General features: G+C 61.3%; 27 protein-coding genes. 12 read left to right on the top strand and 15 right to left on the bottom strand.

Features of this window, described 5'->3' with window-relative positions; all coding sequences use genetic code 11:
* The 3 genes from Q1A91_RS18130 to ilvD form a co-directional block, all read right to left on the bottom strand.
* The gene (locus Q1A91_RS18130; RefSeq protein WP_299880829.1) at positions 1 to 774 is read right to left on the bottom strand and encodes a DUF6478 family protein; all 774 of its coding nucleotides are present in this window, start codon (positions 772 to 774) and stop codon (positions 1 to 3) included.
* A gap of 116 nt (positions 775 to 890) precedes the next feature.
* Complete coding sequence (locus Q1A91_RS18125) at positions 891 to 1,460, bottom strand: hypothetical protein (protein ID WP_299880826.1); 570 nt, start codon at positions 1,458 to 1,460, stop codon at positions 891 to 893.
* Positions 1,441 to 3,207 (bottom strand): dihydroxy-acid dehydratase, encoded by a 1,767-nt coding sequence (ilvD, locus tag Q1A91_RS18120; protein ID WP_299880824.1) that lies wholly within the window; start codon positions 3,205 to 3,207, stop codon positions 1,441 to 1,443. Before ilvD ends, Q1A91_RS18125 begins: the two co-directional genes overlap by 20 nt.
* Before the next feature lie 154 nt (positions 3,208 to 3,361).
* On the opposite strand from ilvD, the gene Q1A91_RS18115 reads away from it, so the two are divergent.
* The 5 genes from Q1A91_RS18115 (at position 3,362) to Q1A91_RS18095 (ending at position 9,993) form a co-directional block, all read left to right on the top strand.
* On the top strand, positions 3,362 to 6,496 hold the full coding sequence (locus Q1A91_RS18115; RefSeq protein ID WP_367278693.1) for an ABC transporter transmembrane domain-containing protein: 3,135 nt from the start codon (positions 3,362 to 3,364) through the stop codon (positions 6,494 to 6,496).
* Positions 6,493 to 7,392 carry a CPBP family intramembrane glutamic endopeptidase gene (locus tag Q1A91_RS18110; RefSeq protein ID WP_299880821.1) on the top strand — a complete coding sequence of 300 codons (900 nt, stop codon included), beginning with the start codon at positions 6,493 to 6,495 and terminating at the stop codon, positions 7,390 to 7,392. The genes Q1A91_RS18115 and Q1A91_RS18110 overlap by 4 nt, the downstream gene beginning before the upstream one ends.
* 58 nt (positions 7,393 to 7,450) lie before the next feature.
* Positions 7,451 to 8,398 (top strand): acetyl-CoA carboxylase, carboxyltransferase subunit beta, encoded by a 948-nt coding sequence (gene accD / locus Q1A91_RS18105; protein ID WP_299880817.1) that lies wholly within the window; start codon positions 7,451 to 7,453, stop codon positions 8,396 to 8,398.
* The gene (locus tag Q1A91_RS18100) at positions 8,395 to 9,669 is read left to right on the top strand and encodes a folylpolyglutamate synthase/dihydrofolate synthase family protein (protein WP_299880814.1); all 1,275 of its coding nucleotides are present in this window, start codon (positions 8,395 to 8,397) and stop codon (positions 9,667 to 9,669) included. The genes accD and Q1A91_RS18100 overlap by 4 nt, the downstream gene beginning before the upstream one ends.
* Positions 9,670 to 9,798: 129 nt before the next feature.
* Positions 9,799 to 9,993 (top strand): hypothetical protein, encoded by a 195-nt coding sequence (locus tag Q1A91_RS18095; RefSeq protein ID WP_299880811.1) that lies wholly within the window; start codon positions 9,799 to 9,801, stop codon positions 9,991 to 9,993.
* A gap of 22 nt (positions 9,994 to 10,015) precedes the next feature.
* Here Q1A91_RS18095 and zapE read toward each other — a convergent pair whose 3' ends face one another.
* Positions 10,016 to 11,077, bottom strand: coding sequence for a cell division protein ZapE (gene zapE, locus Q1A91_RS18090; protein WP_299880808.1), 1,062 nt, complete (start codon positions 11,075 to 11,077; stop codon positions 10,016 to 10,018).
* A gap of 138 nt (positions 11,078 to 11,215) precedes the next feature.
* Between zapE and Q1A91_RS18085 the strand changes: the two genes are divergently transcribed.
* Positions 11,216 to 12,457, top strand: coding sequence for an MFS transporter (locus Q1A91_RS18085; RefSeq protein ID WP_299880805.1), 1,242 nt, complete (start codon positions 11,216 to 11,218; stop codon positions 12,455 to 12,457).
* Here Q1A91_RS18085 and Q1A91_RS18080 read toward each other — a convergent pair.
* The 5 genes from Q1A91_RS18080 to Q1A91_RS18060 form a co-directional block, all read right to left on the bottom strand.
* A complete protein-coding gene (locus Q1A91_RS18080) occupies positions 12,454 to 13,365 on the bottom strand; it encodes an ornithine cyclodeaminase (protein WP_299880801.1) in 912 nt (303 codons plus the stop codon). The genes Q1A91_RS18085 and Q1A91_RS18080 overlap by 4 nt on opposite strands.
* Complete coding sequence (locus Q1A91_RS18075) at positions 13,362 to 13,982, bottom strand: HAD family phosphatase (protein ID WP_299880798.1); 621 nt, start codon at positions 13,980 to 13,982, stop codon at positions 13,362 to 13,364. The genes Q1A91_RS18080 and Q1A91_RS18075 overlap by 4 nt, the downstream gene beginning before the upstream one ends.
* Positions 13,983 to 14,049: 67 nt before the next feature.
* Complete coding sequence (locus Q1A91_RS18070; RefSeq protein ID WP_299880796.1) at positions 14,050 to 14,502, bottom strand: YaiI/YqxD family protein; 453 nt, start codon at positions 14,500 to 14,502, stop codon at positions 14,050 to 14,052.
* A complete protein-coding gene (fghA, locus tag Q1A91_RS18065) occupies positions 14,499 to 15,332 on the bottom strand; it encodes an S-formylglutathione hydrolase (protein ID WP_299880793.1) in 834 nt (277 codons plus the stop codon). Before fghA ends, Q1A91_RS18070 begins: the two co-directional genes overlap by 4 nt.
* Positions 15,333 to 15,357: 25 nt before the next feature.
* Positions 15,358 to 16,284, bottom strand: coding sequence for an AEC family transporter (locus tag Q1A91_RS18060; protein WP_299880790.1), 927 nt, complete (start codon positions 16,282 to 16,284; stop codon positions 15,358 to 15,360).
* 205 nt (positions 16,285 to 16,489) lie between these two features.
* On the opposite strand from Q1A91_RS18060, the gene Q1A91_RS18055 reads away from it, so the two are divergent.
* Positions 16,490 to 17,107 carry a TetR/AcrR family transcriptional regulator gene (locus Q1A91_RS18055; protein ID WP_299880787.1) on the top strand — a complete coding sequence of 206 codons (618 nt, stop codon included), beginning with the start codon at positions 16,490 to 16,492 and terminating at the stop codon, positions 17,105 to 17,107.
* Between the two features lie 101 nt (positions 17,108 to 17,208).
* Here the strand turns inward: Q1A91_RS18055 and paaK are convergent, their stop codons facing one another.
* The gene (gene paaK / locus Q1A91_RS18050; RefSeq protein WP_299880783.1) at positions 17,209 to 18,519 is read right to left on the bottom strand and encodes a phenylacetate--CoA ligase PaaK; all 1,311 of its coding nucleotides are present in this window, start codon (positions 18,517 to 18,519) and stop codon (positions 17,209 to 17,211) included.
* Positions 18,516 to 18,956: a hydroxyphenylacetyl-CoA thioesterase PaaI gene (gene paaI, locus Q1A91_RS18045; protein ID WP_299880780.1), complete on the bottom strand. Its 441-nt coding sequence runs from the start codon at positions 18,954 to 18,956 to the stop codon at positions 18,516 to 18,518. Before paaI ends, paaK begins: the two co-directional genes overlap by 4 nt.
* A gap of 124 nt (positions 18,957 to 19,080) precedes the next feature.
* On the opposite strand from paaI, the gene Q1A91_RS18040 reads away from it, so the two are divergent.
* A complete protein-coding gene (locus Q1A91_RS18040; protein WP_299880777.1) occupies positions 19,081 to 19,428 on the top strand; it encodes a DUF2794 domain-containing protein in 348 nt (115 codons plus the stop codon).
* A 137-nt stretch (positions 19,429 to 19,565) separates the two neighbouring features.
* On the opposite strand, the gene Q1A91_RS18035 is transcribed toward Q1A91_RS18040, so the two are convergent.
* The 3 genes from Q1A91_RS18035 to Q1A91_RS18025 all read right to left on the bottom strand — a co-directional run bounded on the left by Q1A91_RS18035 (position 19,566) and on the right by Q1A91_RS18025 (position 22,222).
* On the bottom strand, positions 19,566 to 20,333 hold the full coding sequence (locus tag Q1A91_RS18035; protein ID WP_299880775.1) for an NlpC/P60 family protein: 768 nt from the start codon (positions 20,331 to 20,333) through the stop codon (positions 19,566 to 19,568).
* Between the two features lie 44 nt (positions 20,334 to 20,377).
* On the bottom strand, positions 20,378 to 21,760 hold the full coding sequence (locus tag Q1A91_RS18030) for a M17 family metallopeptidase (RefSeq protein WP_299880772.1): 1,383 nt from the start codon (positions 21,758 to 21,760) through the stop codon (positions 20,378 to 20,380).
* A 99-nt stretch (positions 21,761 to 21,859) separates the two neighbouring features.
* On the bottom strand, positions 21,860 to 22,222 hold the full coding sequence (locus tag Q1A91_RS18025; protein ID WP_299880769.1) for a hypothetical protein: 363 nt from the start codon (positions 22,220 to 22,222) through the stop codon (positions 21,860 to 21,862).
* Positions 22,223 to 22,384: 162 nt separating this feature from the next.
* Here Q1A91_RS18025 and Q1A91_RS18020 point away from each other — a divergent pair, with 162 nt between their 5' ends.
* The 4 genes from Q1A91_RS18020 to Q1A91_RS18005 are packed head-to-tail and all read left to right on the top strand — an operon-like array spanning position 22,385 to position 25,190.
* Entirely contained in the window at positions 22,385 to 23,035 is a 651-nt protein-coding gene (locus tag Q1A91_RS18020; protein WP_299880766.1) for a carbonic anhydrase, read from the top strand.
* Between the two features lie 58 nt (positions 23,036 to 23,093).
* Positions 23,094 to 24,074: a sodium-dependent bicarbonate transport family permease gene (locus Q1A91_RS18015; RefSeq protein WP_299880764.1), complete on the top strand. Its 981-nt coding sequence runs from the start codon at positions 23,094 to 23,096 to the stop codon at positions 24,072 to 24,074.
* A gap of 4 nt (positions 24,075 to 24,078) precedes the next feature.
* Positions 24,079 to 24,390, top strand: a complete 312-nt coding sequence (locus tag Q1A91_RS18010; protein ID WP_299880761.1) for a transcriptional regulator — start codon at positions 24,079 to 24,081, stop codon at positions 24,388 to 24,390.
* A 35-nt stretch (positions 24,391 to 24,425) separates the two neighbouring features.
* Positions 24,426 to 25,190, top strand: a complete 765-nt coding sequence (locus Q1A91_RS18005; RefSeq protein ID WP_299880758.1) for a hypothetical protein — start codon at positions 24,426 to 24,428, stop codon at positions 25,188 to 25,190.
* 50 nt (positions 25,191 to 25,240) lie between these two features.
* Here the strand turns inward: Q1A91_RS18005 and Q1A91_RS18000 are convergent, their stop codons facing one another.
* Complete coding sequence (locus Q1A91_RS18000) at positions 25,241 to 26,263, bottom strand: aspartate-semialdehyde dehydrogenase (protein ID WP_299880755.1); 1,023 nt, start codon at positions 26,261 to 26,263, stop codon at positions 25,241 to 25,243.
* Positions 26,264 to 26,265 lie beyond the last annotated feature (2 nt).

Raw genomic sequence — 26,265 nt, 5'->3', positions numbered from 1 at the left:
TCAGAGGTGCGCGCGGGGACGGCGGGTGAACGTCAGGTCGCGCAGGATCACCTGATTCATTTCGGGGCCTTCGAAAATGATGTCGATCCATGCCCGCTCCACCCGTTTTTCGTTCAGGTTGGAATAGGCCAGATCGAATTCGGTGCGGTGGTGTTCTTCGCTCAATGGCATTTCGCGGACCATCTGTTCGGTGTTGGGGCCGTTGCGGATGTTCAGGCGGGTGAAGATTTCAAGCGGCTTTTCCATCTCCACAATGGCGTCCATGCGCAGCAGATGCGTGCGTTTGAGGTCTGTGACCGCTTCTTCCGGCAGGTCGATCACCAGCGACAGGAAAGAGCCGTCGAATTTGAAGACGTCCATGCGCAACCCGTAAGGGGCGAGGTCTTCTTCCCGCTGGTTGCGCAATTGGCGCAGGGTCAGTTCGGACCGGGTGCAGTCGTGAAACAGGGTGATTTCATCGCCCAGCATCGACTTGGTCTGAACAGAAGACAGCCCCGGCGTGGCGAGCGGGCCACGCCAGAGTTCAGGCCGCCAGGCCCAATCCGCGTTGTGCGGTTTGGGAAAGCTGGTGGAGCCGAGCACGGGCAGGGCAAGCCGGTTGTCAGCGGTGTGGATCAGGCGGTCCAGATGGGTTTTCAGCAACCGCGCCTTGCTGCGCTGGCGGCGCAGGATGGACAGGTCGGTGGTGGGGGCCCGGCGCGCCGCCCGCGCCCATTTGGCGAGGGTCTTGGAAAAGACCTTCCCTTCGATAAAACCGAAACCGATCTTGGACATGGTTCTGAGGGCCTCGTGATTTGCGCCTGGTTTATGCAGCGTAGAGGTTTCTTACTAATGAACCGGGGACAATGTCCAACGGTTTGCTCGGATGTTTCCATATGAGAAACAATAGCTCACTCCGCTGTCTTTGTCCCCGCAATGAGGTCAGCCAGAATGCCCCGCCCTTCGCGGCCGATGGGCGGACGTCCCGCCGGGCCATAAAGGGCAACGCCCATGATCTGATTGCCGATCAGCGCGGTGCCGCGCCAGTGCGTTCCGTCCAGCGCCTGTGACGGCGCGGGACCGTCTGCGCGGAAGATAACGGTGTCGCGCCTTTGGGTCGTGTTCTGCACGTTGCTGAGGCCGAGTGCGGCGGCTGTGACCTGTGCGGTGGGCAAAGGTGCGCCTTCGGGGGCCGGAGACAGGCTGACGGTGATGATCGACAGCGGTGCGGCCGCGTTGCCCTGACCGCTGATCACATCGCAGCGCGCCATCAGGGCGAACCGCTGGCCCAATGCGCGGTTGTCGATGCAATAGCCTTGCGGTGCTGCGATTGTCACCGCGCCGCTGGCCATTGTGGCCTGCCGCGTGGGTTCCTGTGGGGCGGGTGCCAGGCCTGCGAGGAAGGCGTCGCCCTCTTCACAAGCGCTGAGCAAGAAGAGGCCGCAGAGCGCGGCCCCGCCTTTAGAGATCCATGTAATCATGCGTTTCCGCAACTGCACCGGGGTGGGTGACGGCACCAAGGTAGGTTGGGCCGACAAGCTGGGCGTATTTCCACAGCGCGCCGGAGGCGTAGTTGGTTTCACGCGGCCCCGGCCATGCGGCTTTGCGGGTGGCGAGTTCCTCGTCCGTCAGGTCCACGTCGATGGTCCCTTTGCGGGCGTCGATGGTGATCATGTCGCCATTCTTGAGCAGACCGATGGGCCCGCCCATGGCCGCTTCCGGACCGACGTGGCCAATGCAGAAGCCGCGTGTGGCACCGGAGAAGCGGCCGTCGGTGATCAGGGCGACTTTCTTGCCCATGCCTTGGCCAGACAGCGCCGCCGTGGTCGCCAGCATTTCGCGCATGCCCGGTCCGCCGCGCGGGCCTTCGTTGCGGATCACGAACACATCGCCTTCGGCGTAGGTGCGGTTTTGCACGGCTTCAAAGGCGTCTTGTTCACACTCAAAGATCAGCGCGGGGCCGGTGAAGACGATGTCTTCTTCGGCCATGCCGGCTATTTTCACGATGGCACCTTCGGGGGCAAGGTTGCCTTTGAGGCCCACGACACCACCCGTCGTGCTGATCGGGTTGGTGACGGCGTGGATGACCTTGCCGTCGGCCTCGCGTTCGATCTTGTCGAGTTCCTCGCCCATAGAATACCCCGTCGCGGTCATGCAGTCGGTGTGGATCAGACCCGCTTTGCGCAGTTCTTTCATCACCACCGGTACGCCGCCCGCTTCATAGAGGTCTTTTGCCACGTAGGCGCCTCCGGGCTTCATATCGACGAAGTGGGGCGTGTCGCGGAAAATCTCGCAGACGTCATCAAGGAAGAACTCGATGCCCGCTTCATGCGCCATCGCGGGCAGGTGGAGGCCCGCGTTGGTGGAGCCACCGGTGCAGGCGACGATGCGCGCGGCGTTTTCAAAGGCTTCGCGGGTGCAGATGTCGCGGGCGCGGATGTTTTTTTCGATCAGGTGCATGACGGCAGCGCCGGAGGCTTGGCCATACTCGTCGCGGTCCTTGTAGGGCGCGGGCATGCCGGAGGAGTTGGGCAGCGCGAGGCCGATGGCCTCGGACACGCAGGCCATGGTGTTGGCGGTGAACTGGCCACCGCAGGCACCGGCAGAGGGGCAGGCGACGCGTTCGAGGATTTCAAGCTCCGCTTCGGTCATGGTGCCGGATTGGTAGTTGCCGACGGCTTCGAACATGTCCTGCACGGTGAGGTCACGTTCAGCGAAAGACTGGGGGACGTCCGCGCCCTTGGGTGCTTTGCCGGGCAGGATGGAGCCACCGTAGAGGAAGACAGACGGCACATTCAGGCGGATCATCGCCATCATCATGCCGGGGAGGGATTTGTCACAACCCGCGAGACCCACGATCGCGTCGTAACAATGGCCGCGCATGGTCAGTTCAACCGTGTCGGCGATCGCTTCGCGGGAGGCGAGGGAGGAGCGCATGCCTTCGTGGCCCATGGCGATGCCGTCGGTGACGGTGATGGTAGTAAACTCGCGGGGCGTGCCCTGTTCGGCCTTGACGCCGATCTTCACGGCCTGCGCCTGACGCGAGAGGGCGATGTTACACGGGGCCGCTTCGTTCCAGCAGGTGGCCACGCCGACGAGGGGCTGGTGAATTTCCTCTTCGGTCATGCCCATGGCGTAATAATAGGACCGGTGCGGCGCGCGGGCGGGCCCTTCGGTCACATGGCGGCTGGGCAATTTTGTTTTGTCAAAGCGCTGGTTGCTGGACATATTTTGGCTCCCGATTGGACGTTTATCCCTTCGATAGTGCGCTGCGCAGTGGGCTGCAAGAGGGGCCGCAGATACCGGATGAGTTGAATTGCCCATACAGGCGACATAGTTAGGAGGCTAGGCAGACCTCTGGCGGACCATGGGCCTGAGCCGCATGACACCCCCAGCAGGAGACGCGCGTATGGAACGCAGCCTGTTTGCTTTCATCTGGAAATACTCCCGGCGAGACCAGCTGTATCTGCTGGCCTTCACGCTTTTTACCTTTCCGTTTCTGTATGTGACGCTGGAATTGCCTAAGCGGATCATCAACGATGCGATCGGGGCCGATAGCGATATCATCGACGTGTTTGGCTATGAAGTCAGCCAGGTGCAGTTCCTGATGACGTTGTGTTTTGGCTATCTGGCGGCGGTGCTGGTGCACGGGTTGCTCAAGATGCGCCTGAACACCATGAAAGGCGTGCTAGCCGAGCGGATGCTGCGCCGGTTCCGGTATCAATTGCTGAACCGGATGATGCTGTTCCCCCGCAGCTATTACCAGAACACCAGCCAGGGTGAGTTGGTATCCATGGTCACCTCTGAGGCGGAGCCGATGGGCGGGCTGATGGGCGATGCGGTGGCGCAGCCGGTGTTTCAGGCCGGGCAGATGGCGATCATCGTCTTGTTCCTGTTTCTGCAATCCTTCTGGTTCGGGCTTGCGGGGGTCGCGCTGATCCCGTTGCAGGCCTATGTGATCCCGCTGTTGCAGCGGCAGATCAACCTGCTGAACAAGGAACGGATTGGCGAAGTGCGTTTGCTGGCCGGAGAGATTGGCGAGACAGCGGCGGGCATCACTGATCTGCGCACCAACGGCGGCTGGCGTCTGCGCATGGCGCAATATACGGACCGTCTGGGGCGGCTCTTTGATGTGCGGTTCCGCATCTACCAGAAAAAATTCTTCATGAAGTTTCTCAACAACTTCATCACCCAGCTGACGCCATTCTTTTTCTATTCCGTCGGCGGGTATCTGGCCATCAAAGGAGAGATCACTGTCGGTGCGTTGGTGGCGGCGCTGGCGGCGTACAAGGATCTTAGCAGCCCGTGGAAGGAATTGCTGACTTATTACAACCAGACGCAGGACATGTCGCTGCGCTGGGATATCGTGACGGAGCGGTTTGCCCCGCGGAACATGATTGATGAGGACCTGATTTCAGGTCAGCCCGATGAGATCCCGCATCTGCGTGGTGATATCGAGCTGGAAAACGTGACCGTTCGGAACATGGACGGGAACCTGTTGCTGGAAGACGTGAGCCTGACCATTCCGGCAGGCAGCCGTGTGGCGATGGAAATTCCTGCGCAATCTGAACGAACGGCCTTTGCAGAGGTGCTGACGCGGGAGATTCTGCCGGTACGCGGGAAAGTCACGCTGGCGGGGCATGATGTGTCGACGCTCCACCAATCGGTGCTGGCCGCGCGCATCGGGTATGCCCGTGCACAGCCCTATCTGTTCCGTGGATCGGTGGGGGACAACCTGCTGATGCCGCTCAGGACCAGCCCGAAGACGGTGCTGTGGGACCCCAAGCATCTGGACCGCACTGCGATTGAGGCGTTCCGCTCCGGCAACAGTCTGGACAGCACCAAGGCGGATTGGCTCGACCCGGCGCTGGCCGATCTTGATAACAGCGATGACATTTATCGCTGGTGGTTCCAGGTGGTGGAGGCGCTGGGCACCGGGCAGTTGCTGTTCGAGCGGATGATGCATCAGAAAGTCGACCCCGAACAGCACCCCGAATTGACGGCGCGGCTGGTCGGTTTGCGCGACGAAGTGCACGCGCGGTTGCAGGAGGACGGTCTGGACAAGGTGGTTTACCGGATGGACCCGGAACGGTTCAATCCGGCGGTGCCGCTGGGCGGGAACCTGATGTTTGCCGCGCCCCGCCGCAACATCAGCATTGAAGGGCTGGCCGGTGAGAAGGCCTTCCTTGGCATGGTGATGGAGCATGGGTTGGGCGCGCAGATCATTGCGATCTCGCAGACATTGGTCGAAACCTTGCGCCAGACCTTTGGGCGCGATGGCACCGGGCATCCGTTGTTCACGGCGTTGGATATTGAAGAAGCCCTGTATGAGCGGCTGGTGGAAATCGCGACCCGCCGCAGGGAGAAGGGCGATGCGGCCCTGACGGAAGAAGAGTTCACGCTGCTGCTGACCGTCCCCTTTGCCTTCACCGCAGAGCAGATCGGGCCAACCTTTCCGGAAAGCTTCAAAGAGGAAATTCTTGAGATCCGGCGCGCGCAGGGTCCTGCGCTGCGGGAGCGGGCGAAAGAGATGTTCATTCCGATTGAATATGACACCTACATTCCGCGCCTGACGATCCTTGAAAACCTGCTGTTTGGCCGGATTTCTGCCGTGGCCGGATTGCAGGCCGATCTGGTGCAGGACGTGGTGGCGGATGTGTTGCGCAAACATGATCTGCGGCGGGACGTGGCGACGATGCTGTTTGATATTCCGACATCGATTGGCGGCAGCAACCTCAATGCAATCTTCCAGGAACGGGCCGCAATTGGGCGCGCGGTGATCAAACGCCCGGATCTGATGATATTTGACCGGGTTCTGGACGATCAGGATGCCGAAGCCCGCTCTGCCATTCGCGACAGGTTGCAGGACCTGCTGCCGGAAGCCACGCAGATCTATCTGGATGACAAGTTCGAAAATCCACAGGATTTCGACATGCATGTGGTCATCCGCAATGGTCACGTGGACGGGCTGGCTGAAACAGACACCATGCTGGATGAAGCGAGCGGCTCCGAAGACCTGCGCCGCAAGATGCGTATTCTGGCGCGCGCGGATCTGTTTTCCGATCTGGATGCGCGCAACCAGCGGCTGCTGGCCTTTGCGGCGCAATGGTATGAGGTCGAGCCCGGCACCCGGATCTTTACCGCAGGTGACAGGCCGGACGCGGCTTACCTGTGTTTGTCCGGTCTGGGAGAGATGGGATACACCGATGAAGACGGTGTGCTGCACCATGTCACCAACGTTGAACCGGGGCGGTTGATTGGCGATCTGGCGGTCTTGATTGATGAGCCACGCCAACTGGATCTGGTGGCCGTTGAAAAGACCAAGTTTCTGCGTATCGGGGCGGATCAGTTCCGGGCTGTTGTCGAAGGGGACAACACGGTCCTTCTGAGCCTGCTGAAGACGGTGGGCGGGCATCTGACCGGTGCTGCGGAAAGGCTGATTGCGTCCGGCATTGTTATCAACCCAGATGAGCAGTCGCCCGCCCCGCCGATCACGGCCAAGGCAGAAAGCCGTTGAGCGGGAGGCCCGACTATCGGGCGCATGAAGTCCTTGTCGCCCCGGCGCGGGCCTATGATCAGCTTTGGCGTTTGCTGGTGGGCGTGTTTGTGGCGGGCATCGTCTATGTGACGCTGAACCAGGTCTTTTTTGCCAGTGTCTATACGCTGTTTGGTGCCCGATCTGAGATACTGCATCAGCAGATGGTGGCTGGCAGTACGCCCCTTGCCGTGATTGTGTTTCTGATCAGTTTCGGCATGATCATTCCGGCCACGGGCCTTGCTGCGCGGGTGATGCACCAACGTCCCTTGCGGTCCGTTCTGGGGCCGTGGCCCGTTCTGGTCGCGCAGTTTGTGCGGGTTTGCGCCCTCCTGATCCTGCTGAATGTGGTTCTTGCCATTCTGCCGCCCTGGGGCATGGGAGAGGGTCTGACGGCCAACCTGTCTTTTGGGCCTTGGTTGGCCATTTTGCCGTTTTCGATCCTCGCCTTGCTGATCCAGGTGGGTGCGGAGGAGGTGTTCTTTCGCGGCTATGTTCAGCAACAGCTGGCGGCGCGGTTTCAGTCTCCGCTGATCTGGATGATTGTGCCGTCGGGCCTTTTCGGTCTGTTGCACTACCAGCCTGATATGCTGGGCGACAATGCCATGATGGTTGCGGTATGGGCCACCGTCTTTGGAGTGCTGATGGCGGATCTGACGGCGCGGGCGGGCACGCTTGGTCCGGCGATTGCCGTGCATCTGGTGAACAATGTCCTTGCGCTGGTGTTCGTGGCTGTGCCGGATCAGATGTCGGGTCTTGCGCTATATCTGACGCCGTTCGGGTTTTCGGACGCAGATGCGGTGCGCGATTGGCTGTTGGTTGACTTTGCGGCGATGTTCGTTGCATGGCTTGCCGCCCGGCTGGCGATACGCCGTTGATTGCAATTTACCCTGCGCGGGCGTATCTCCAATGAACAAGCGTCCTTAGAGGATTTCAATGAACTGGATCACGAATTACGTCCGCCCCCGGATCAACTCGATCTTTTCGCGTCGGGAGACGCCGGACAATCTTTGGACCAAGTGTGATGACTGTGGAACGATGCTGTTTCACCGAGAGGTTTCAGACAATCTGAACGTCTGCACGAATTGCGGGCATCACATGCCGATCGGGCCGCGGGACCGGTTTATCTCTCTGTTTGATGGTGGGATCTTTACCGAGGTTGCCGTGCCCTCACCGCCTGCCGATCCGTTGCAGTTTCGCGATCAGAAGCGGTATCCGGACCGGCTGAAGGCCGCGCAAAAGCAAACCGGAGAGGCCGAGGCGATGCTGGTGGCCACCGGAGAGATCGGGCGCACGCCGATTGTGGCGGCCTGTCAGGACTTTTCCTTCATGGCCGGTTCCATGGGGATGTATGTGGGCAACGCGATCATCGCCGCGGCGGAAGAGGCGGTGAAGCTGAAGCGCCCGCTGATCCTGTTTTCCGCCGCCGGAGGCGCGCGGATGCAGGAAGGGATATTGAGCCTGATGCAGATGCCGCGCACGACTGTGGCGGTTCAGATGCTCAAAGAGGCGGGCCTGCCTTACATCGTGGTGCTGACCCATCCGACCACCGGCGGTGTGACGGCCAGTTATGCGATGCTGGGCGATGTGCATATCGCTGAACCCAATGCGCTGATCTGTTTTGCCGGACCACGGGTGATTGAACAGACCATCCGCGAAAAGCTGCCTGACGGGTTCCAGCGGGCGGAATACCTGCTGGATCACGGGATGCTGGACCGGGTCACATCGCGCACCGAGCTGCGCGAGGAATTGATCACCATCACGCGCATGCTGCTGGGGTTGCCCCCTGCCGTGCGGGGGGATCTGCCACCACCCGAACCGGGTGGTGATCTGGATCACGCGCTGAGTGATGAGACCGAGGCGCCGGAGACCTCCAAGAAATGAGCGCGGCCACATCGGACATCATCCTTGAGCGGATGATGGCGTTGCACCCCAAGATCATTGACCTCACGCTGGACCGGATGTGGCGGTTGCTGGGCGCTTTGGGCGATCCGCAGAAGGACATGCCACCGGTCATTCACGTGGCAGGCACCAACGGCAAGGGATCGACGCTGGCAATGATCCGCGCGGGGCTTGAGGGGGCGGGCGCGTCTGCGCATGTCTATACCTCGCCGCATCTGGCGCGATTTCATGAGCGGATCAGGCTGGCAGGCACCTTGATCAGTGAACCCGCGCTGACGGATGTGCTGGATGAATGTTATGCCGCAAATGGCACGGCGGCGATTACCTATTTTGAGATCACGACCGCCGCTGCCTTGCTGGCGTTTTCCCGTACCCCTGCGGATTATACCCTGCTTGAAGTCGGTCTGGGCGGGCGTCTGGATGCGACGAACGTGGTGGATGAACCTGCGCTTTGTGTGATCACGCCGGTCTCCATCGACCATCAGCAGTTTCTGGGCGACACGCTGGGTGCCATAGCCGGGGAGAAAGCCGGGATCCTCAAACGCGGGGTGCCCTGTGTTGTGGGGCGGCAGGAAGACGAAGCGCTGGAGGTGATCGAAGCGCGTGCGGCCAAACTGGGTGCGCCGCTGCTGGTGCATGGTCAGCATTGGCATGTCAGCGTTGAGGGCGGGCGGTTGATCTTTCAGGACGAAGACGGGTTGCTGGACCTGCCATTGCCCGCGCTGCGCGGCGCGCATCAGATTGAGAACGCGGGCACGGCGCTGGCGGCTTTGCGGCATCTGCAACGCGGGGAGGCGGCTTTTGAAGCCGCGATGCGCGATGTGAGCTGGCCTGCACGGATGCAGCGGCTGGTGGGTGGCCCGTTGGTGGAGCGCGCGGGGCGTGCTGATGTGTGGCTGGATGGCGGGCATAACCCGGCGGCTGGAGAGGCGCTGGCGTCGGTGCTGGCCGAAGGGCCGGACCGGGAGACGCATCTGATCTGCGGGATGCTGAACACCAAGGACATTGGCGGTTATCTGCGCCCGCTGGCGGCACAGGCACGGAGCCTGCATGCGGTCTCCATCCCCGGAGAAGCCGCAACCTTGCCAGCGGCTCAGACAGCAGCAGCGGCGCGCGCGGCCGGATTTGAAGCATTTGAAGCGGAAAACATCGAAGCGGCGATGGACCGTATTCTGGACCAGAACCCGGATGCGCGCATCCTGATCTGCGGATCGCTCTACCTTGCAGGTGCGATTCTACGTGAGAACAATTAACCACGCATTAACATGATTGTTCAAAATCCGGAAACTTTCCATATTGCGGTAACCACTTCTTAGTGTACCCTGAGCACAATTCAGAAAGCGGCATGACCGCAAAATACTGAAAAGACTGAGGAGAGTGCTATGGCACATTTGAGCGACCCACGCGGGGCGTTGGGGGCGGAATCCGACCGTATTACCCGCGCACAGGCAATTTTTGCGGCTGTCGGCATCGGCATTATTTTTGGTGGCCTTTGGTTCATTTCAGAAAGCAACGCGCCCTATCATCCAGAGGTGCCTGTCACCGGTGGTGAATTGGTTATTGCTTCTGACGGCTGAGGTTGTTGGCGGGGCGGCGATCTTATTCTTCGCCCCAACCCTCTGACTGCATTTCGCGCAGGCGTGACGCTGTGCGCGCAAATTCGAACGTGCCTTCCCCCTCGACGTAGAGCATCTCCGGCGCTGCCGCGGCAGAGCAGATGAGCCGAACGCGCGCTTCATAAAGCGCATCAATCAAGGTGACGAAGCGTTTGGCTTCGTTGAAGTTGCTGCGGCCCAGTTGCGGGATGTCATCCAGCAGCAGGACCCGCACCGCTTCTGCCACGGCCAGATAGTCCGCGGGGCCAAGCGCCTTTCCACAGAGGTCATGAAACCCCGAGCGGGCCACGCCATTGCGAAAAGCGTCAAGCACCACGTCGCGCCCTTTGACCCGCAGGGTCAGCGGAGCGCCCGGTCCCCCTGTCAGATCGGTCCAGACCGCATCCATCTGCGCGCGTGCCTCAGCCCCGGCGGGGGTGAAATAAACGGGCGTCCCGGCAAGCCGGTCCTGGCGGTAGTCGGTGGGGCTGACCATTTCATGGACCACCATCCGATCCTTGATCAGGTCAATGAAGGGCAAAAACAGGTTCCGGTTCAGCCCGTGTTTGTACAGATCGTCCGGGATGCGGTTGGACGTGGTAATGACCACAACACCCGCCGCAAAGAGCGCTTCAAACAAGCGGCCGACGATCATCGCATCGGTGATGTCGGTGATCTGCATTTCATCAAAGGCGAGCAAGCGCACGGAGGCTGCGACATCTGCCGCGACCGGTGCGATTGCATCATCCACGCCGGTTTTGCGGACCTCGTGCATGGCGCTGTGGATTTCCTGCATGAAGGCATGGAAATGAACGCGGCGGGCGGGGATGTCGCCCAGGTTTTCAACAAACAGATCCATCAGCATGGATTTGCCACGCCCCACGCCGCCCCACAGATAAAGGCCCTTCGGCGGCTCCGGCGCTTTGCGGAACAGCCCTTTTTTGACGGGTTGGTTCAGGGCGGTCTGGATGCGGTCAAACTCTGGCAGGACGGCCTGCTGCGCGGCGTCTGCCTGCAAGGTGCCGTCTGCAATGTGCGCGGCATAAAGGTCTGTCATCGCAGTCATCGTGTCGGGCTTACACGCCCGATTGCAGTTTGAAAAGCGTGCGACCGTTCGGGATTGGGAATTGCGGCCATCACAACTTGTCGTTTGACCATGCCCGGTACATGCGGTCACATCTGCGGTGACCTTATCGGAGCCCCCATGACCAAATCCGCCTCCCTGTTCACCCCGGTCTTGCTGGTGAGCTGTGCAATCATTCTTGTCAGTTTCGCCATTCGCGCGTCATTCGGCGTGTTTCAGATCCCCATTGCGGAGGAATTTGGCTGGCTGCGGGCGGAGTTTTCGCTGGCGATTGCCATTCAGAACCTCGCGTGGGGAATCGGCCAGCCGATCTTTGGCGCGGTGGCGGAGAAGATCGGCGACCGGCGGGCGATTGTGATTGGTGCGGTGGTCTATGCGCTGGGACTGGTGTTGTCGGCCAATGCGGTCACGCCTTTTGCACATCAGGCCTATGCCTGGCTGGTGGGGTTCGGCATTGCGGGCACGGGGTTTGGGGTGGTTCTGGCAGTCGTGGGGCGCGCGGCATCGGATGAGAACCGGTCGATGGCTTTGGCGATGGTCACGGCGGCGGGCAGTGTCGGGCAGGTGTTCGGCGCGCCGACAGCCGAATGGTTGTTGGGCGTGATGAGCTGGCAGTCAGTGTTTCTGGTCTTTGCGGTTGCGATCATGGGGATGCTGTTTTTGCTGCCGATGATGCGCGCGCCTGCGATGGCCAGCCGGGCAGAGCTGGAGGAAAGCCTGGGTGAGATTCTGGTGAAAGCGTTCAGGGATCCGTCCTATACGTTGATCTTTGTCGGCTTTTTCTCATGCGGGTATCAGTTGGGGTTCATCACCGCGCATTTCCCTGCGTTCGTGACAGAGGTTTGTGGGCCGATCATGGCTGGGTCTGTGCTGCACAATCTGGGGATCACGACCACGTCGGCGCTGGGGGCCTGGGCGATTGCGCTGATCGGTCTGGCCAACATCGCAGGCACGCTGGCGGCAGGCTGGGCCGGCGCGCGGTTTCCAAAGAAGTACCTGCTGGCCGGGATCTATACCGCGCGGACGGTGGTGACGGGAGTGTTCATCCTGCTGCCGATGACGCCGATGACAGTCATTGTGTTTTCGCTGGCGATGGGATCGCTGTGGCTGGCGACGGTGCCGCTGACCTCCGGGTTGGTCGCGCATATCTATGGGCTGCGGTATATGGGCACGTTGTTCGGCATCATTTTCCTTAGCCACCAGATTGGCAGTTTCATGGGCATCTGGCTGGGCGGGCGGATGTATGATGCATTTGGCAGCTACACCGCCGTGTGGTGGATCGGCGTTGGCGTCGGGGCGTTCAGCGCGATTGTGCATTTGCCCATTCGCGAGAAACGTCTGGAAGGCGTGGTGACGGCTTAACCCGCGTTCCAGCGGTCCAGAATGTAGCGGCTGGTCATCAGATCCAGATGCGCACCGCCGCCATTTTTGAACAGGGTGATGTCGTCCGGCAGTCGGGTGAAGCGGGCAAGGTCGTAGTAGTCGGCGATCAGGTGGTCGCGGGTGATTGTGCCGGCTTCGAGGGGGATGTTGATCTCTCCGATATGGCCGATGGTGGTGTCGAAGCTGTCGACAAAGACACGGGCGCGGGTGAGGGCGGTATCATCGACCTCCCGCATGTCTGGGCGGTAGGCGCCGATGAGGTCGACGTGTTGCCCCGGTTGCAGCCAGTCGCCTTGGATCAGCGGGTCAGTGGACATGGTGGCGGAGGTGATGATGTCCGCCGCGCGCACGGCGCTTTCCAGATCGTCGGCGATGCGGAGGTTAGGGAGTGCGTCCGCCATCACCTCTGCATTGGCGCGGGTGCGGTTCCAGACGGTGAATTGCGCGTGGGGGAAGGCCGCGCTGTAGGCGGCGTGGAGCGCGCGGCCCTGATTGCCTGCGCCGACGATCAGGATGTTTTCGCTCTCCGGGCGCGCAAGGCGGCGGGCGGCAAGCAGGCTGTCCCCGGCGGTCTTCCATTTGGTAACGAGGTGAAAGTCCACGATGGCGGCAAGCGTGCCATCGTCGTCGGCATAGAGGTTCAGTCCGCCGTTGATCATGGGTTTTCCCTTGGCGGGGTTGCCCGGAAAAACGGTCGCGGTTTTGACGGCCATGCCAAGCCCGTCGATCCATGCTGCGCGGCTGAGCAGGGTATCGGGGCTGCGGTAGAGGAAGGTATCGCCAATCTCGGCCTTTGGCAGGGTATGCCCGGCGGCAAGTGCATCGGTGAGGCCGATCCAGTCGAGCAGCGGCTCGGCTTCTGCGAAGGGGATAAAGGGCACGGTCATTGTGCTTCCTCCGCTGTGAGCAGGCCTTCTGAGACCAGGCAGTCCGCCCAGCCTTGGGGATGTTCAAAGAGATGCGTCTGCCAGCCGCGCGCGGTGGCTGCGACGATGTTGTCGGCACGGTCGTCGGCAAAGAGGAGGGCGTCAGGCGGGATGCCGCTTTCCTGTTCGAGGTGCTGATAGATCGCGGGATCGGGTTTCATCATGCGCAGATGGCCCGAGACGAAATCGCGGTCGAAGTGGCGCAGGAACGGGTATTTGGCGGCGGCGATGTCATAGGTCTGGATGCCGAAGTTGGAGAGGGAGAAGACCGGGACCTTGCGCGCTTGCAAGGCGGCCATCAGCCGGACGGAATGGTCGATGGCGGGGCTGGCAAGGTCGATCCAGCGGTCGCGCCAGATGTTGACCTCCGTCTCCCAGTCCGGGTGGGCGGCGGCGGTTTCGGCCATGAGTTTGTGAAACGCCTCTCCCATGTCGGAGCGTTCGTTCACGCCGCTCATGTCGACTGCGGCAAAGAAGGCGCGGCGGCGGTCGGGTCCGATTTCGCTGTCAAAGAAGCGTTCGGGGTCCCATTCGATCAGGACGTTTCCGATGTCAAAGACGACGGCTTGGATGGTCATGGGTGGCCTTTCAACTCAGGATCGGAAAGTTTCAAACTTTCCGACCGTTTTCTTTCAAAGAAAACGATTAAGGTCGCTGGGCAGTGCGCAATTCACGCTCCAGTGCTTCGAGGAAACGGGAGCGGTCCGCTTTTGTAAACCCTTTGCCGCCCCCCTGTCGGAACGGGTCAGCCGCGCGCAGGTCTGCCATCAGATCGCGGGTGGCCAGCACGTTGCCGATGTTGGCCGCCGTCAGGGCTTCGCCGTTGTGTTTGAGGACGCGCGCACCTGCTTCCACACATTTGGCAGCCAGTGGGATGTCTCCGGTCACGACCACGTCGCCGGGCCCTGCCCGGTCTGCGATCCACATGTCGGCCACGTCTGGCCCATCCGGGACGATCACCGTCTCAACATACGGGTTGGCCGAAGGGCGCAAACCGCCGTTGGAGACGACGAACATCCTGACCTTGTGCCGGGTTGCGACCTTTTCCGCCTCTGCCTTTACCGGGCAGGCGTCCGCGTCGATGTAGAGCGCGGTCATTTGGCGTAGAGCGCTTCAGCGTGAAAAGCCACGTGGTCTTCCATGAAGGTGGAGACGAAGAAGTAGCTGTGGTCGTATCCCGGCTGCATGCGGAAGGTGGCCTGCTGGCGTTTGCTGGCGATGGCGGCGGCCAGCGCTTCGGGTTTGAGCAGGTCGAGGAATTGATCGCTGGCGCCCTGGTCGATCAGGATCGGTCCGTCAAAGCCCTTGTCGGCCATCAGGAGGGTTGCGTCATGGCGGGCCCATGTGGCCTCATCCGGGCCCAGATAGGCGGTCAGCTGCTTGCGGCCCCAGTCGCTGGCGGTGGGGTTGGTAATCGGCGCAAAGGCGGAGACAGAGGCATAGCGGCCCGGCAGGTTCATCGCCAGCGTCAGCGCGCCGTGCCCGCCCATGGAGTGGCCGGTGATGCCTTGGCGGTCCATGTCGATTTCGAAGTTTCTGCCAATCAGTGTGGGAAGTTCTTCGGCAATGTAGTCCCACATCTTGAAATGGGGTGCCCATGGGTCTTGCGTGGCGTTCACGTAGAAACCTGCGCCCTTGCCCAGATCATAGGCTTCGTCATCCGCGACATCATCGCCGCGCGGAGAGGTGTCAGGGAACACCAGCGCGATCCCATGTTCCGCCGCCCATGCCTGTGCACCGGCTTTTGTCATCGCATTTTCGTGGGTGCAGGTCAGTCCCGACAGATACCAAAGCACCGGCACCGGGCCATCGCGCGCTTCTTCGGGCAGGAAAAGGCCAAAGGTCATCTCGCACCCGCAGGCGGTGGAGGCATGGGAATAGACACCTTGGGTGCCGCCGAAACAGGCGTTCTCGGATATTGTTTTCATGGGGGTTCCTTTCATGTTGTCAGGTTCATTGCGTCAGCACCCAGGCCACGATCAGGCTGACCGTGATGATGCTGGCGGCGGTTGAAATCAGGATGGCGGCAGAGACACGGTGCGGGGCGACGCCGTAATGCTGGGCCAGCATGTAGACGTTTCCCGCCACCGGCAGGGCGGCGGCGGATATGGCAACGCCAGCTTTGTAAGGGTCGACTTTGAAGATCAGCATGGCAATGCCCACCAGTAGCGGATGCAGGGCGAGTTTACAAAAGCTGAGCCAGCCTGCGATGTGCAATCGTTCTGCCGATTTGGTGGCCAGTGACGCGCCAATGGCAAAAAGCGCGCCGGGCGTGGCGGCAGCGCCGAGAATGGCGAGGAATTCGTTCATCGGTACAGGGATCGGGATGGCGAGGCTGGACCAGGCAAAGCCCAGCACAATTGCCACGATCATCGGATTGCGCAGCAGGCCAAGACCGATGGAGCGGAAGAGCGCAGGGCTCATCCGGCCATCGCGCGACCCGGTGATGAGGATCACGATCAGACTGGAAAAGACGATCAGGTCCACCGCAAGAACCAGCATCACCGGGCCAATGGCTTCGGGCCCCAGCAGCAGCGTCAGCATCGGCACGCCCAGAAAACCGACGTTGCCGATGGCAGCCACCTGCGCCTCAATCGCGGCGGTTTCGACGTCCAGGCCGCGCAGGAAGGCGACGAGCGTTGCGATGCCATAGACGAACGCCGTGCCCCAAAGGTAGGCGATGACAAGCCGGGTGTCCCAGACCTCGCTCAGGGACAGGTTGGCGGCGAAGCGGAACAGCATGGCCGACAGGGCGAAGTAGAAGACGAATTTCGTCAGATAAGCGGTCGCTTCGGCCGTGAAGAAACGTGTGCGGCCCGCCCAGTAGCCCAGCCCGATGAGGGCAAAGAATGGCAATGTCTTGAGAAAGATGGCGAGCATGATGGTAGGGGTAGAGAGCAATCGCAAAAGGTGCAAGCGGCGGCTGGGTTTGACCCAGGTCAACGCAGGTCCGTGTTGGCTTGGGTAGACTGCTGCCAGCAAGGGAGAGGACGACCTACGCGACGGCATCCTTGTGATATGCCATAAAAACCTTGGAACGATGCCGCGCGCTGGCTATCGTGTCCGCTACCAAGACAGGAACACCATGAACGCACCATCCCCAAGAATTCGAAAAGGCCGGAAATTCGACCAGGTGCTGGAAGGCGCGCGGGCGGTTTTCATGGCTGATGGTTTCGAAGGGGCAAGTGTGGATGAGATTGCACGGGTGGCTGCGGTGTCCAAGGCGACGCTTTACAGCTATTTCCCGGACAAGCGGTTATTGTTCATGGAAGTGGCCAATGCCGAATGTGTGCGCCAGTCGCAAGAGGCGCTCGACAGTATCGAAATGGACGCCCCGCCGCGCGCCGTTCTGGGGCAGGCCGGACGGCATTTTCTGCGGTTCATTACCTCGACCTTCGGGCAGCAGATTTTCCGCATGTGTGTGGCAGAATCTGACAGGTTCCCGGAACTGGGCCAGCGGTTCTACAACTCCGGTCCGGCGGTGATGCGGGCGGAGATGGCAGCGTATTTCGAGGAAGCCGAAGCGCGGGGAGAGTTGCGGATTGACGACTATATCCTTGCGGCGGACCAGTTCGGCGAGTTGTGCAAGGCCGACGTCTGGGCGCGGCTGATCTTCGGGGTCAGCAAGAGCGTTACGCCAGAGGAGATCGACCGCGTGGTCGATGGGGCGGTTGAGACGTTTATGGCCCGCTACGGAGTCTAGGTCGCGCTGACATTCAGCGCGCTGAGGTTGCGCGCTGAATGTCAACACGACCTAGGCCAGAAGCCATGTGCCGCTTATCCTGCTGCGGCAGGTCGCACCTTTCAGCTTTTGGGGCGATTGTCGATGATCCGCACCGCTTTGCCTTCCGAACGCGCGACGCCTCCGACGTCCGTGACGTCCACCTTTGCACTGACGCCCACGGTTTGTTTGATTTTTCCGGACAAGGCGCGTGCCGCGGTGTTCCGGTCGTCGGCGCTCATGCTGGCATCGGCGCATTCACACAGCACGCGCATGACGTCCATCCGCTCCGGGCGGCTCAGTTCAATCTGGAAGTGCGGCGCAAGGCCGGGTGTTTCCATCAGTGCTTCCTCGATCTGCGTGGGGAAGACGTTGACGCCGCGCAGGATGATCATGTCATCGCTGCGGCCTGTGACTTTCTCCATCCGGCGCATGCTGCGCGCGGTCCCCGGCAAGAGGCGGGTCAGATCGCGGGTGCGGTAGCGGATGATCGGGAAGGCTTCCTTGCTGAGAGAGGTAAAGACCAGCTCCCCCTGTTCGCCTTCGGCTACGGGTTGGCCGGTTTCGGGGTTGATGATCTCGGGGTAGAAATGGTCCTCCCAGATGTGCAGCCCGTCTTTTGTTTCCACACATTCCATGGAAACGCCGGGGCCCATCACCTCGCTCAGGCCGTAGATGTCGACGGCGTGCATGTCGAAAGCCTGTTCGATTTCCTGCCGCATGGCGTTGGTCCAGGGTTCCGCGCCGAAAATGCCGACTTCAAGTGAGGTATCGCGCGGGTCCAGGCCCTGCGCGGCGAATTCATCCAGGATCGAGAGGGAATAGGAGGGGGTTACCGTGATCCCCTTGGGTTCAAAATCCTTGATCAGGCGCACCTGTCGCGGGGTCATGCCGCCGGACACAGGGTAGGTGACCAACCCCAGCGCATCCGCGCCCAGATGGATGCCCAGCCCTCCGGTGAACAGACCATAGCCGTAGGCGTTGTGCAGCATGTCGCCCGGTGTCATCCCGGCGGCGCGCAGCGAACGGGCAACGACCGTGCCCCAGACATCCAGATCATTCTGGGTATAGCCCACAACCGTGGGTGCGCCTGTGGTGCCGGAGGAGGCATGCAGCCGCGCCAGTTTGGTGCGCGGGACGGCGAACATCTTGAAAGGATAATTGTCGCGCAGGTCGGTTTTGACGGTGAAGGGGAACTTCGCGAGGTCTTCTAGGGATTTCAGGTCATCGGGGTGCACCCCGGCGGCGTCGAAGCTTTGCTTGTAGAAGGGCACGTTGTCATAGGCATGGCGCAGGGACCACTTCAGCCGTTCGACTTGCAGCGCGCTGATCTCATCCCGGCTGGCGATTTCGATGGGGTCGAGGGTGCTGCGGTCTGGTGTGAGGTCTTTCATGGTGCGGTGCTTTCTTCTTCGAAATGGGTGCCTTTGACGGTGCGGGAGAGGCCGCGGAACAGGGCGACGGTGCGGCCGTCTTCGCCGGTGACAGTGACGTCGTACACGCCTGAGCGCCCGGTGCGGGACACTTCGCGTGCATCGGCGCGCAGGGTTTCGCCTGCCTTGCCCGGTGTGAGGTAGGTGATCTGGTTCTGCTGGGCAACGGTCAGCCGGTTGTAGCTGTTGCAGGCAAAGGCAAATGCGCTGTCAGCGAGCGAGAAGATGAACCCGCCGTGGCAGATGCCATGGCCGTTCAGCATATCAGCGCGCACGGGCATTTCCATCACCGCACAACCGGGGGAAACCTGTACAATGCGCATGCCCAGACCGGGGCTGGCCTTGTCCTGGGCGAACATCAATTCAGCGCATTTCTCGGCGCGGTCCTGTGGGGTCATCGGGAGCCTTCATGTTTCATATTTCGGGCACACTACACCAGATTGTAACGCTTTCAACGGTTTTGATGCGACCTGCCCCTGTGAGAGGCTTGATTTGGGGGCCGAATGGCGCAACTGATAGAGTATGAACATCCCTTTGCCGCCCAAGGTGACCCCGTTTGAGCGCCCGCCTGAACAAGTTGCCTTTCACCGTACTGAACTGTCCTTGATTCTGTCGCTTTACGGGCGGATGGTCGCGGCGGGGGAATGGCGGGATTACGGGATGTCGTTCTTGAAGGATGTCGCGGTGTTCTCGGTGTTCCGGCGCACGGCTGAGGTGCCGCTGTACCGGATCGAGAAGCGGCCCAAGCTGCGCAACAAGCAGGGGATGTACGCGGTTCTGGGGACCGATGGGCAGGTGCTGCGCCGGGGGCATGATCTGAAGGCGGTGTTGCGTGTGCTGGAGCGCAAGCTGATCCGGTCGGTGGAGTAGCAAACTGACGTTGCTTTGAGTGGCGTGCGTTGCGTAGGGATATTTTTGGCCAAAAAGAGGGGCGGGCGTGGTGTTGTCCTGTTCGAGACGGGATATGGCGAGACCGTGGGACCCGCCTGGTGCAGAAGGCCGGCGCGTTACAACCGGCGGTGCGCTGTGATAGGGCCGTCGCCCTGGGCTGCGATGCGGGCGATGGCGGTGTCGATGGGTTCATAGGTGGTGGACATTGTGGCGGCGTTGGCGTGGATCAGGGTATTGGTGTCCGTGACGAGGGCGACGTGGCCTTTCCAGAACAGCAGATCGTTGCGTTTGTAGGGGCCCGTTGCGGGGCTGCCAAGGGAGTGTTGCATGTCGCTGTCACCGGGGCATGGGATGCCACAGGCAAGCAGGGCAGCCTGTACGAGGCCCGAGCAGTCGATGCCCCAGCAGGTGTTGCCGCCCCAGAGGTAGGGGGTGCCGAGGAAGATCGCGGCGACGTCGGCGGGGTCGGAGAAGAGTTCGGTGAGGGGTGCTACGTGAGGTTTGGGGATATAGCCTTCGGGGGTTTCAATATACCTTTCGGTTTCATCCAACACGATAACTTTGCTACCAAAGCTTCGACGACCGAAGTCGTCAGATTTGAAGTCGGGTTTTTCGTAGCAGTGGGTTTGGCGGGCAATGACCTGATGTGATGCAGTTTGTCCAGCGGGTACAGGCGTGACTTTATGAGGCGTGCCAAGGTCCATCATTTCGACGTAACCGCAGTATCCATCCTTGTCGGATTGCAGATAAGCCCAATCCCACTCATGCGGTCCTTTCACGGTGGAGAAGCAGATCACCGTATCACCGAAAACCAATTCACGGTCCCGGTCACCGCCCGGTGCGCGGCAGAGTTCTGCGCTTTCCCAACCAATGGTCGCTGGCATTCTTTGGTGGATCAGTGCCGGGTCAGGCGTAATGCGCGGGTCGCTCATGTCTTCAAAATGCGGTCCAGCGCCCCATAAAGCGCCCGCGTCCCTTGACCCACACCGCCCTTGGCGCGGGCGGGGGCATCGCTGGGTTGCCAGCCGTAGATGTCGAAATGGGCATAGGCACCATCGCCTGCGAACCTGCGCAGGAAGAGCGCGGCGGTGATGGAGCCTGCGAAGCCGCCTTTGGGCGCGTTGTCGAGATCTGCGATGCCGGGTTCGATCATGCTCTCATAGGGGTCATGGAAAGGCAGGCGCCAGACGGGGTCGGATTCTTCTGTGGCGGCGGCTTCAAGGGCAGCGGCAAAGGCGGGAGCATCGGTGTAATAGGGCGCAAGGTCTGGGCCGACGGCGACGCGGGCGGCACCGGTGAGGGTGGCCATGGAGATGATCTGATCGGGCTCTTCTTCGGCAGCGAGCGCCAAAGCATCGGCCAGCACCAGGCGGCCTTCGGCGTCGGTGTTGTTGATCTCAACCGTCAGGCCCTTGCGGGAAGGCAGGATGTCACCGGGGCGGAAAGCGTTGCCGGAGACGGCGTTTTCGACCGCAGGGATCAGAACGCGCAGTTGCAGTTTGCGCTGGGTTGCCATGATCATATGGGCAAGGCCTAGAACCGCTGCGGCGCCGCCCATGTCCTTTTTCATCAAGCCCATCGACGCGCCGGATTTGAGGTTCAGCCCGCCGGTGTCAAAGCACACGCCTTTGCCCACCAGCGTTAGGGTCGGCCCGCTGTCGCCCCAGCGCATGTCGATCAGGCGCGGCGCACGGTCTGCCGCGCGGCCCACCGTGTGGATCAGCGGAAAGTTCTGTTCCAGCAGGGCGTCGCCTGTGATCACGCTGATCTGGGCGCTGTGCATCTCTGCCAGGTCGCGGGCGGCCTGTTCCAGATCGGGTGGGCCCATGTCGGAGGCGGGAGTGTTGATCAGTGTACGGGTGAGGGCTTCGCCATGGGCCAAAGCAAGGATGCGGTCGGTGTTGAGCGCGTCATTGGCCTGCAATTTGGCGCCAAGCGGCGTTTGGGTCTTGTAGCGGTCAAAGCGGTAGGCGGCGAGGAGCCAGCCGAGGGCTTCGATCTGCTGGGTCTCCGCATCAAGGCCGGACGCGATGGTATAGGTGCCTTTTGGCAACCGCGCCGCAGCGGCTGCCAGCGCAAACCGTGTACGGCGGCGGGCGGCTGGGGTGCCGTAGCCCGCGAGGGCCATGTGCGGGGTGCCTGTCGCATCAGGCAGGCTGAGCGCCTGACCGATTGCGCCGGTGAACCCCTGTGCCGTGACCCAGGCGCGGGTCGCGTCGTCTTGTGCATCGAGCCAGCCTTTAAGCGCTGTTTCCTCCAGCACATGCAGCGGTATCGCGATATCTGTGGCAGGGGCAAAGGCGAGAGTCATGGGCTGGCATCCGTGATGGTTGTGATGCGGCTGACCCTAGCCTATTGCGCTGGCCCTGCAAGTACGCGGACCCCAAATGCAAACGGACCCTGCACCCTGTCAGATCGGGATATCGTGCATGTCCCAGACCGCCGTCAGCGACCGTTCGCCTGTGCGGATCAGCCGTGAGAGCGTTGCAGCCAGCGCCACGTGGTCGTTGCGATCAATACATGCGGTGACATCCGCCGCGACCTTGGACAGCGTGAACATCCCCACCTGATCTGCAATCGCAATGAGCGACCGGGTGTTCTTGCGCAGACTGCTCCAGTCGCTTTGATGATAAAGCGTGTCACACCGGGCCAGCCGCTGGGCAAGTTCCTCCATGGCGCGGCAGACCACGTCTTCTGCACCCGCTGCGCCCAGCTCTGAATAGAGGGCGCTCAGCCGGTCCTGATCGAGCACAACCTGCTCAACCGGTTTCATTTGCAAAACCTGCATTCCGTCTCACCCCTGTAACAGCCCCCACGGCTGAGGTGAAATATGAGGCAGTGTGATGTGCAAATGGTTGAGGCGGGGCGGTATTTTCGCTCGAAATGGCAAGAATTTTAGGGTATCGCGAGGAAAAGTCGCAAAGGGACAGACGCCATGAGACGGATCAAACCGCTTCCTCCTTATCTGGTGCAGCGCTATCACGGGTGGAAAGCGACCGGATATGCCGACAACGCCGCCTGGCATCGCCATCTGGCGGCCGAAGGCCAGCACCCGCGCGCGATGGTAATTTCATGTTGTGACAGCCGCGTGCAGGTCACCGCTATCCTGGGTGCGGATAATGGTGAGTTGTTCATCCACCGCAATATCGCCAATCTGGTGCCGCCCTACCAGCCTGACGGATCGCAGCACGGCACCTCGGCGGCGATTGAATATGCTGTGACTGCGCTCAAGGTTGCGCATCTGATCGTGCTTGGCCATTCCAACTGCGGCGGCGTGGCGGGATGTGCGGCCATGTGCAAGGGCGAAGCGCCGGAGCTGGAAACCAACGAGAGCTTTGTTGGCCGCTGGATGGATATCCTGCGCCCGAAGTTCGACAAGGTTGCCGAGATTGAGGACAGCACCGAACAGCTGCGCCAGTTGGAGCGGCAGGCGGTGGTCGTGTCGCTGGAAAATCTGCTGACCTTCCCGTGGGTGAGAGACGGGCTGACGGCCGGGACGCTGAGCCTGCATGGGTTGTGGACCGACATCGGCGAGGGTGGGTTGGAACAATATCTGCCCAACGAAGAGAAGTTTGTCCCCGTCTGAGGCTTGACGCCGCCGGTGTCAGTGGCGATGGAGCCTTTGCCTGAAGAGGAAAAGTTTCATGGATCAAATCCTATCGCTTGCGGCCACCAACCTGTTGTCACCGATCATCCTGTGTTTTGCGCTGGGCGTTCTGGCGGCACTGGCGCGGTCTGATCTGAGCTTTCCCGAAGCTGTGGCCAAGGGGATGTCGATTTATCTGCTCTTTGCCATTGGCTTCAAAGGCGGGGTCAGTGTTGCGGATCATGGGATTGATGCGCGGTTGGCCCTGTCGCTGCTGGCGGGGATAGTGCTGTCCTTCCTGTTGCCGCTGATTGCCTTTGCGTTGTTGCGGGGGATGACGGGGTTGAGCCGGCTGGATGCGGCTGCGGTGGCGGCTCACTATGGCTCCATTTCGATTGTGACCTTTGTGGCGGCGACGTCGGTGCTGGAAAGCAGCGGGATTGCCTCCGAAGGGTACATGGTGGCCGTTGCTGCGGCGATGGAGGCGCCGGCGATCCTGTCCGCGCTGTGGTTGATTTCACGCGGGCAGGGCGATGGCCGCCGGATGGATCCCGAGCTGATGCGGGAGATCATGTTGAACGGGTCCATCGTGTTGCTGGTGGGGTCGTTTGTCATTGGCGGGATCACCGGTGCAGATGGGCTGGCGCGGATCGAGAGTTTCATCGTCTCGCCGTTTCAGGGTGTCTTGTGTCTGTTTCTGTTGGATATGGGGCTGGTCGCCGGGCGCGGGCTGCGGGAAGGGGGCGCGGTGTTGCGCCCCGGTCCGCTGGTGTTTGGGGTGATCATGCCGGTTGTCGGCAGTGCCTTTGGGCTGGCCGCGGGGCTTTTGCTGGGGCTGAGCACCGGCGGGGTGGCGTTGATGATGGTGCTGTCGGCCTCCGCGTCCTACATCGCGGTGCCCGCCGCGATGCGGGTGGCATTGCCGGAAGCGAACCCGTCGATTTACCTGACGCTGTCGCTGGGGGTGACATTTCCGTTTAATCTGACGCTGGGGATACCGCTCTATGTGGCGGTTGCCAGCTTTGCGACAGGAGGGTAGCGCGATGCAGACGCACAAGGCCAAGCGGGTGGAAATCACGATTGAGGCGATCATGCAGTCGCGGCTGACAGATGCGCTGACCAAGGCGGGCGTGACGGGGTATACGATCCTGCCCGTGTTTGGCGGATCGGGCCGGTCTGGCCAGTGGAGCCGGTCAGGACAGGTCAGCCGCGCCAGTGGGATGGTCTGCGTGGTCTGCATGATCCGGCCGGATCGGCTGGACGGGCTGTTGGATGCTGCGTTTGAAGTGGTTGAGCGGCACATCGGCGTGGTGTCGGTGGTGGATTGCGAAGTCCTGCGGGCGGAGCGGTTTTAAGCTTCGGTTAACCGATTCTCTTGCAGTGTCTTGGTATGACACTTGAGACTGTAACACTGAAAATCTCTCCCGAACTGTTGAGCAATGCAGGGCGTGTGGCGTCCGCGCAGGATGTAACGGTCGGGCATCTGGTGCGGGTGCTTCTGGCGAAAGAGGTGGACCGCCGCCTTAATCCGAAGACGGCCAACCGGGCGGATGAGGGGCTCGTCGCCGCCCTTCAGGCGCTCCTCGCCCGGGATATGGCAGAGGCGGAGGGGTGGGATGATCTGGCGCTGCGCCTGCGCCGACATGGGTATGAATTGCGTCCCGCTGGCGGTGGCATCGCGCTGCACAAAACGTCCTGCGGGACACGGGTGTGCAAAGGCTCCGAATTGGGATTTGCTTACCGCACGTTGGTGCGCCGATTTGCGGCAGCCATGCCCGGCCATCCCCACGGCACCTTGGGAGAGGCGTTTGTAGAGTCACCTCTGGAGACCAAATCGCTCACCTCAACCGAAAAGGGCCGTCTGCAACGGGCGTTGGAGCCTGTCTTCAAACTGGCGGAAGACTGGGATGTACTGACCGCGCGGATGCAGCGCCGGGGGTATGTGTTTCGTCCTCATGGCAGCGGACTGGCAATCTATACGATTGGTGGCGCCTTTGTGTGTAACACCGCGACAGTTGGGTACCGCTATCGCGCGCTGGTGAAGAAATTCGGCGCGCCGATGCCGGGGCATCCGCATGGCCAGGACTGGCTGGCAGGGCGCAGGCAAGGAGACCTGCTGGAGGACGAGATCAACGTGATTGACGATGAGGGATGAAAAAAGGGAGCCCGGCGGCTCCCTTTGATGATTTAACTGCAAAGGGTTGCTCAGCCCTTCTTGAGAACCTCACGGCCCAGCAGCTCCGCAATCTGCACGGCGTTCAACGCAGCACCCTTGCGCAGGTTGTCCGACACGCACCACAGGTTCAGGCCGTTATCAATCGTGCTGTCCTGACGGATGCGGCTGATGAAGGTGGCAAAGTCGCCCACACATTCGACGGGCGTGACGTAGCCGCCGTCTTCACGCTTGTCGATCACCATGACGCCGGGGGCCTCACGCAGGATGTCGCGGGCTTCTGCCTCGTCCAGATGATCTTCGAACTCGATGTTCACGGCTTCAGAATGGCCGACGAAGACAGGTACGCGCACACAGGTGGCGGTGACCTTGATCTTTGGATCAACGATCTTCTTCGTCTCCGCCACCATCTTCCACTCTTCCTTGGTCGAGCCGTCTTCCATGAAAACATCGATGTGCGGGATCACGTTGAAAGCGATCTGCTTGGTGAACTTCTTGGGCGGCTTGTCGTCGGTGGGGTTGTAGATCGACTTGGTCTGATCCCACAGCTCATCCGCACCTTCCTTGCCGGCACCCGATACGGATTGATAGGTGCTGACCACAACGCGTTTGATCGTCGCGCGGTCGTGCAGGGGTTTCAGCGCCACAACCATTTGCGCGGTCGAACAATTCGGGTTGGCAATGATGTTGCGCTTGGCATAGCCATGGATCGCCTGCGGGTTCACCTCTGGCACGATCAGCGGGATGTCGGGCTCATAGCGGTAGAGCGATGAGTTATCGATCACCACGCAGCCCGCCTTCGCGGCCCCCGGCGCGTATTTCTTCGTGGCTTCGGACCCTACGGCGAAAAGCGCCATGTCCCAGCCGGTGAAATCAAACGTGTCGAGGTCTTTGCATTTCAGCGTCTTGTCCCCGAAGCTGACTTCCGTGCCCTGGGAACGGCGGCTGGCCAGGGCCACCACTTCATCCGCAGGAAACTGGCGCTCGGCCAGGATGTTCAGCATTTCGCGGCCCACATTGCCAGTGGCGCCTACGACGGCGACGCGATACCCCATTT

The organism is uncultured Sulfitobacter sp., assembly GCF_947500075.1.
GTDB lineage: Bacteria > Pseudomonadota > Alphaproteobacteria > Rhodobacterales > Rhodobacteraceae > Sulfitobacter.
Note: the sequence above shows the minus strand (reverse complement) of the source record. Positions and strands in the feature narration are given on the sequence as shown.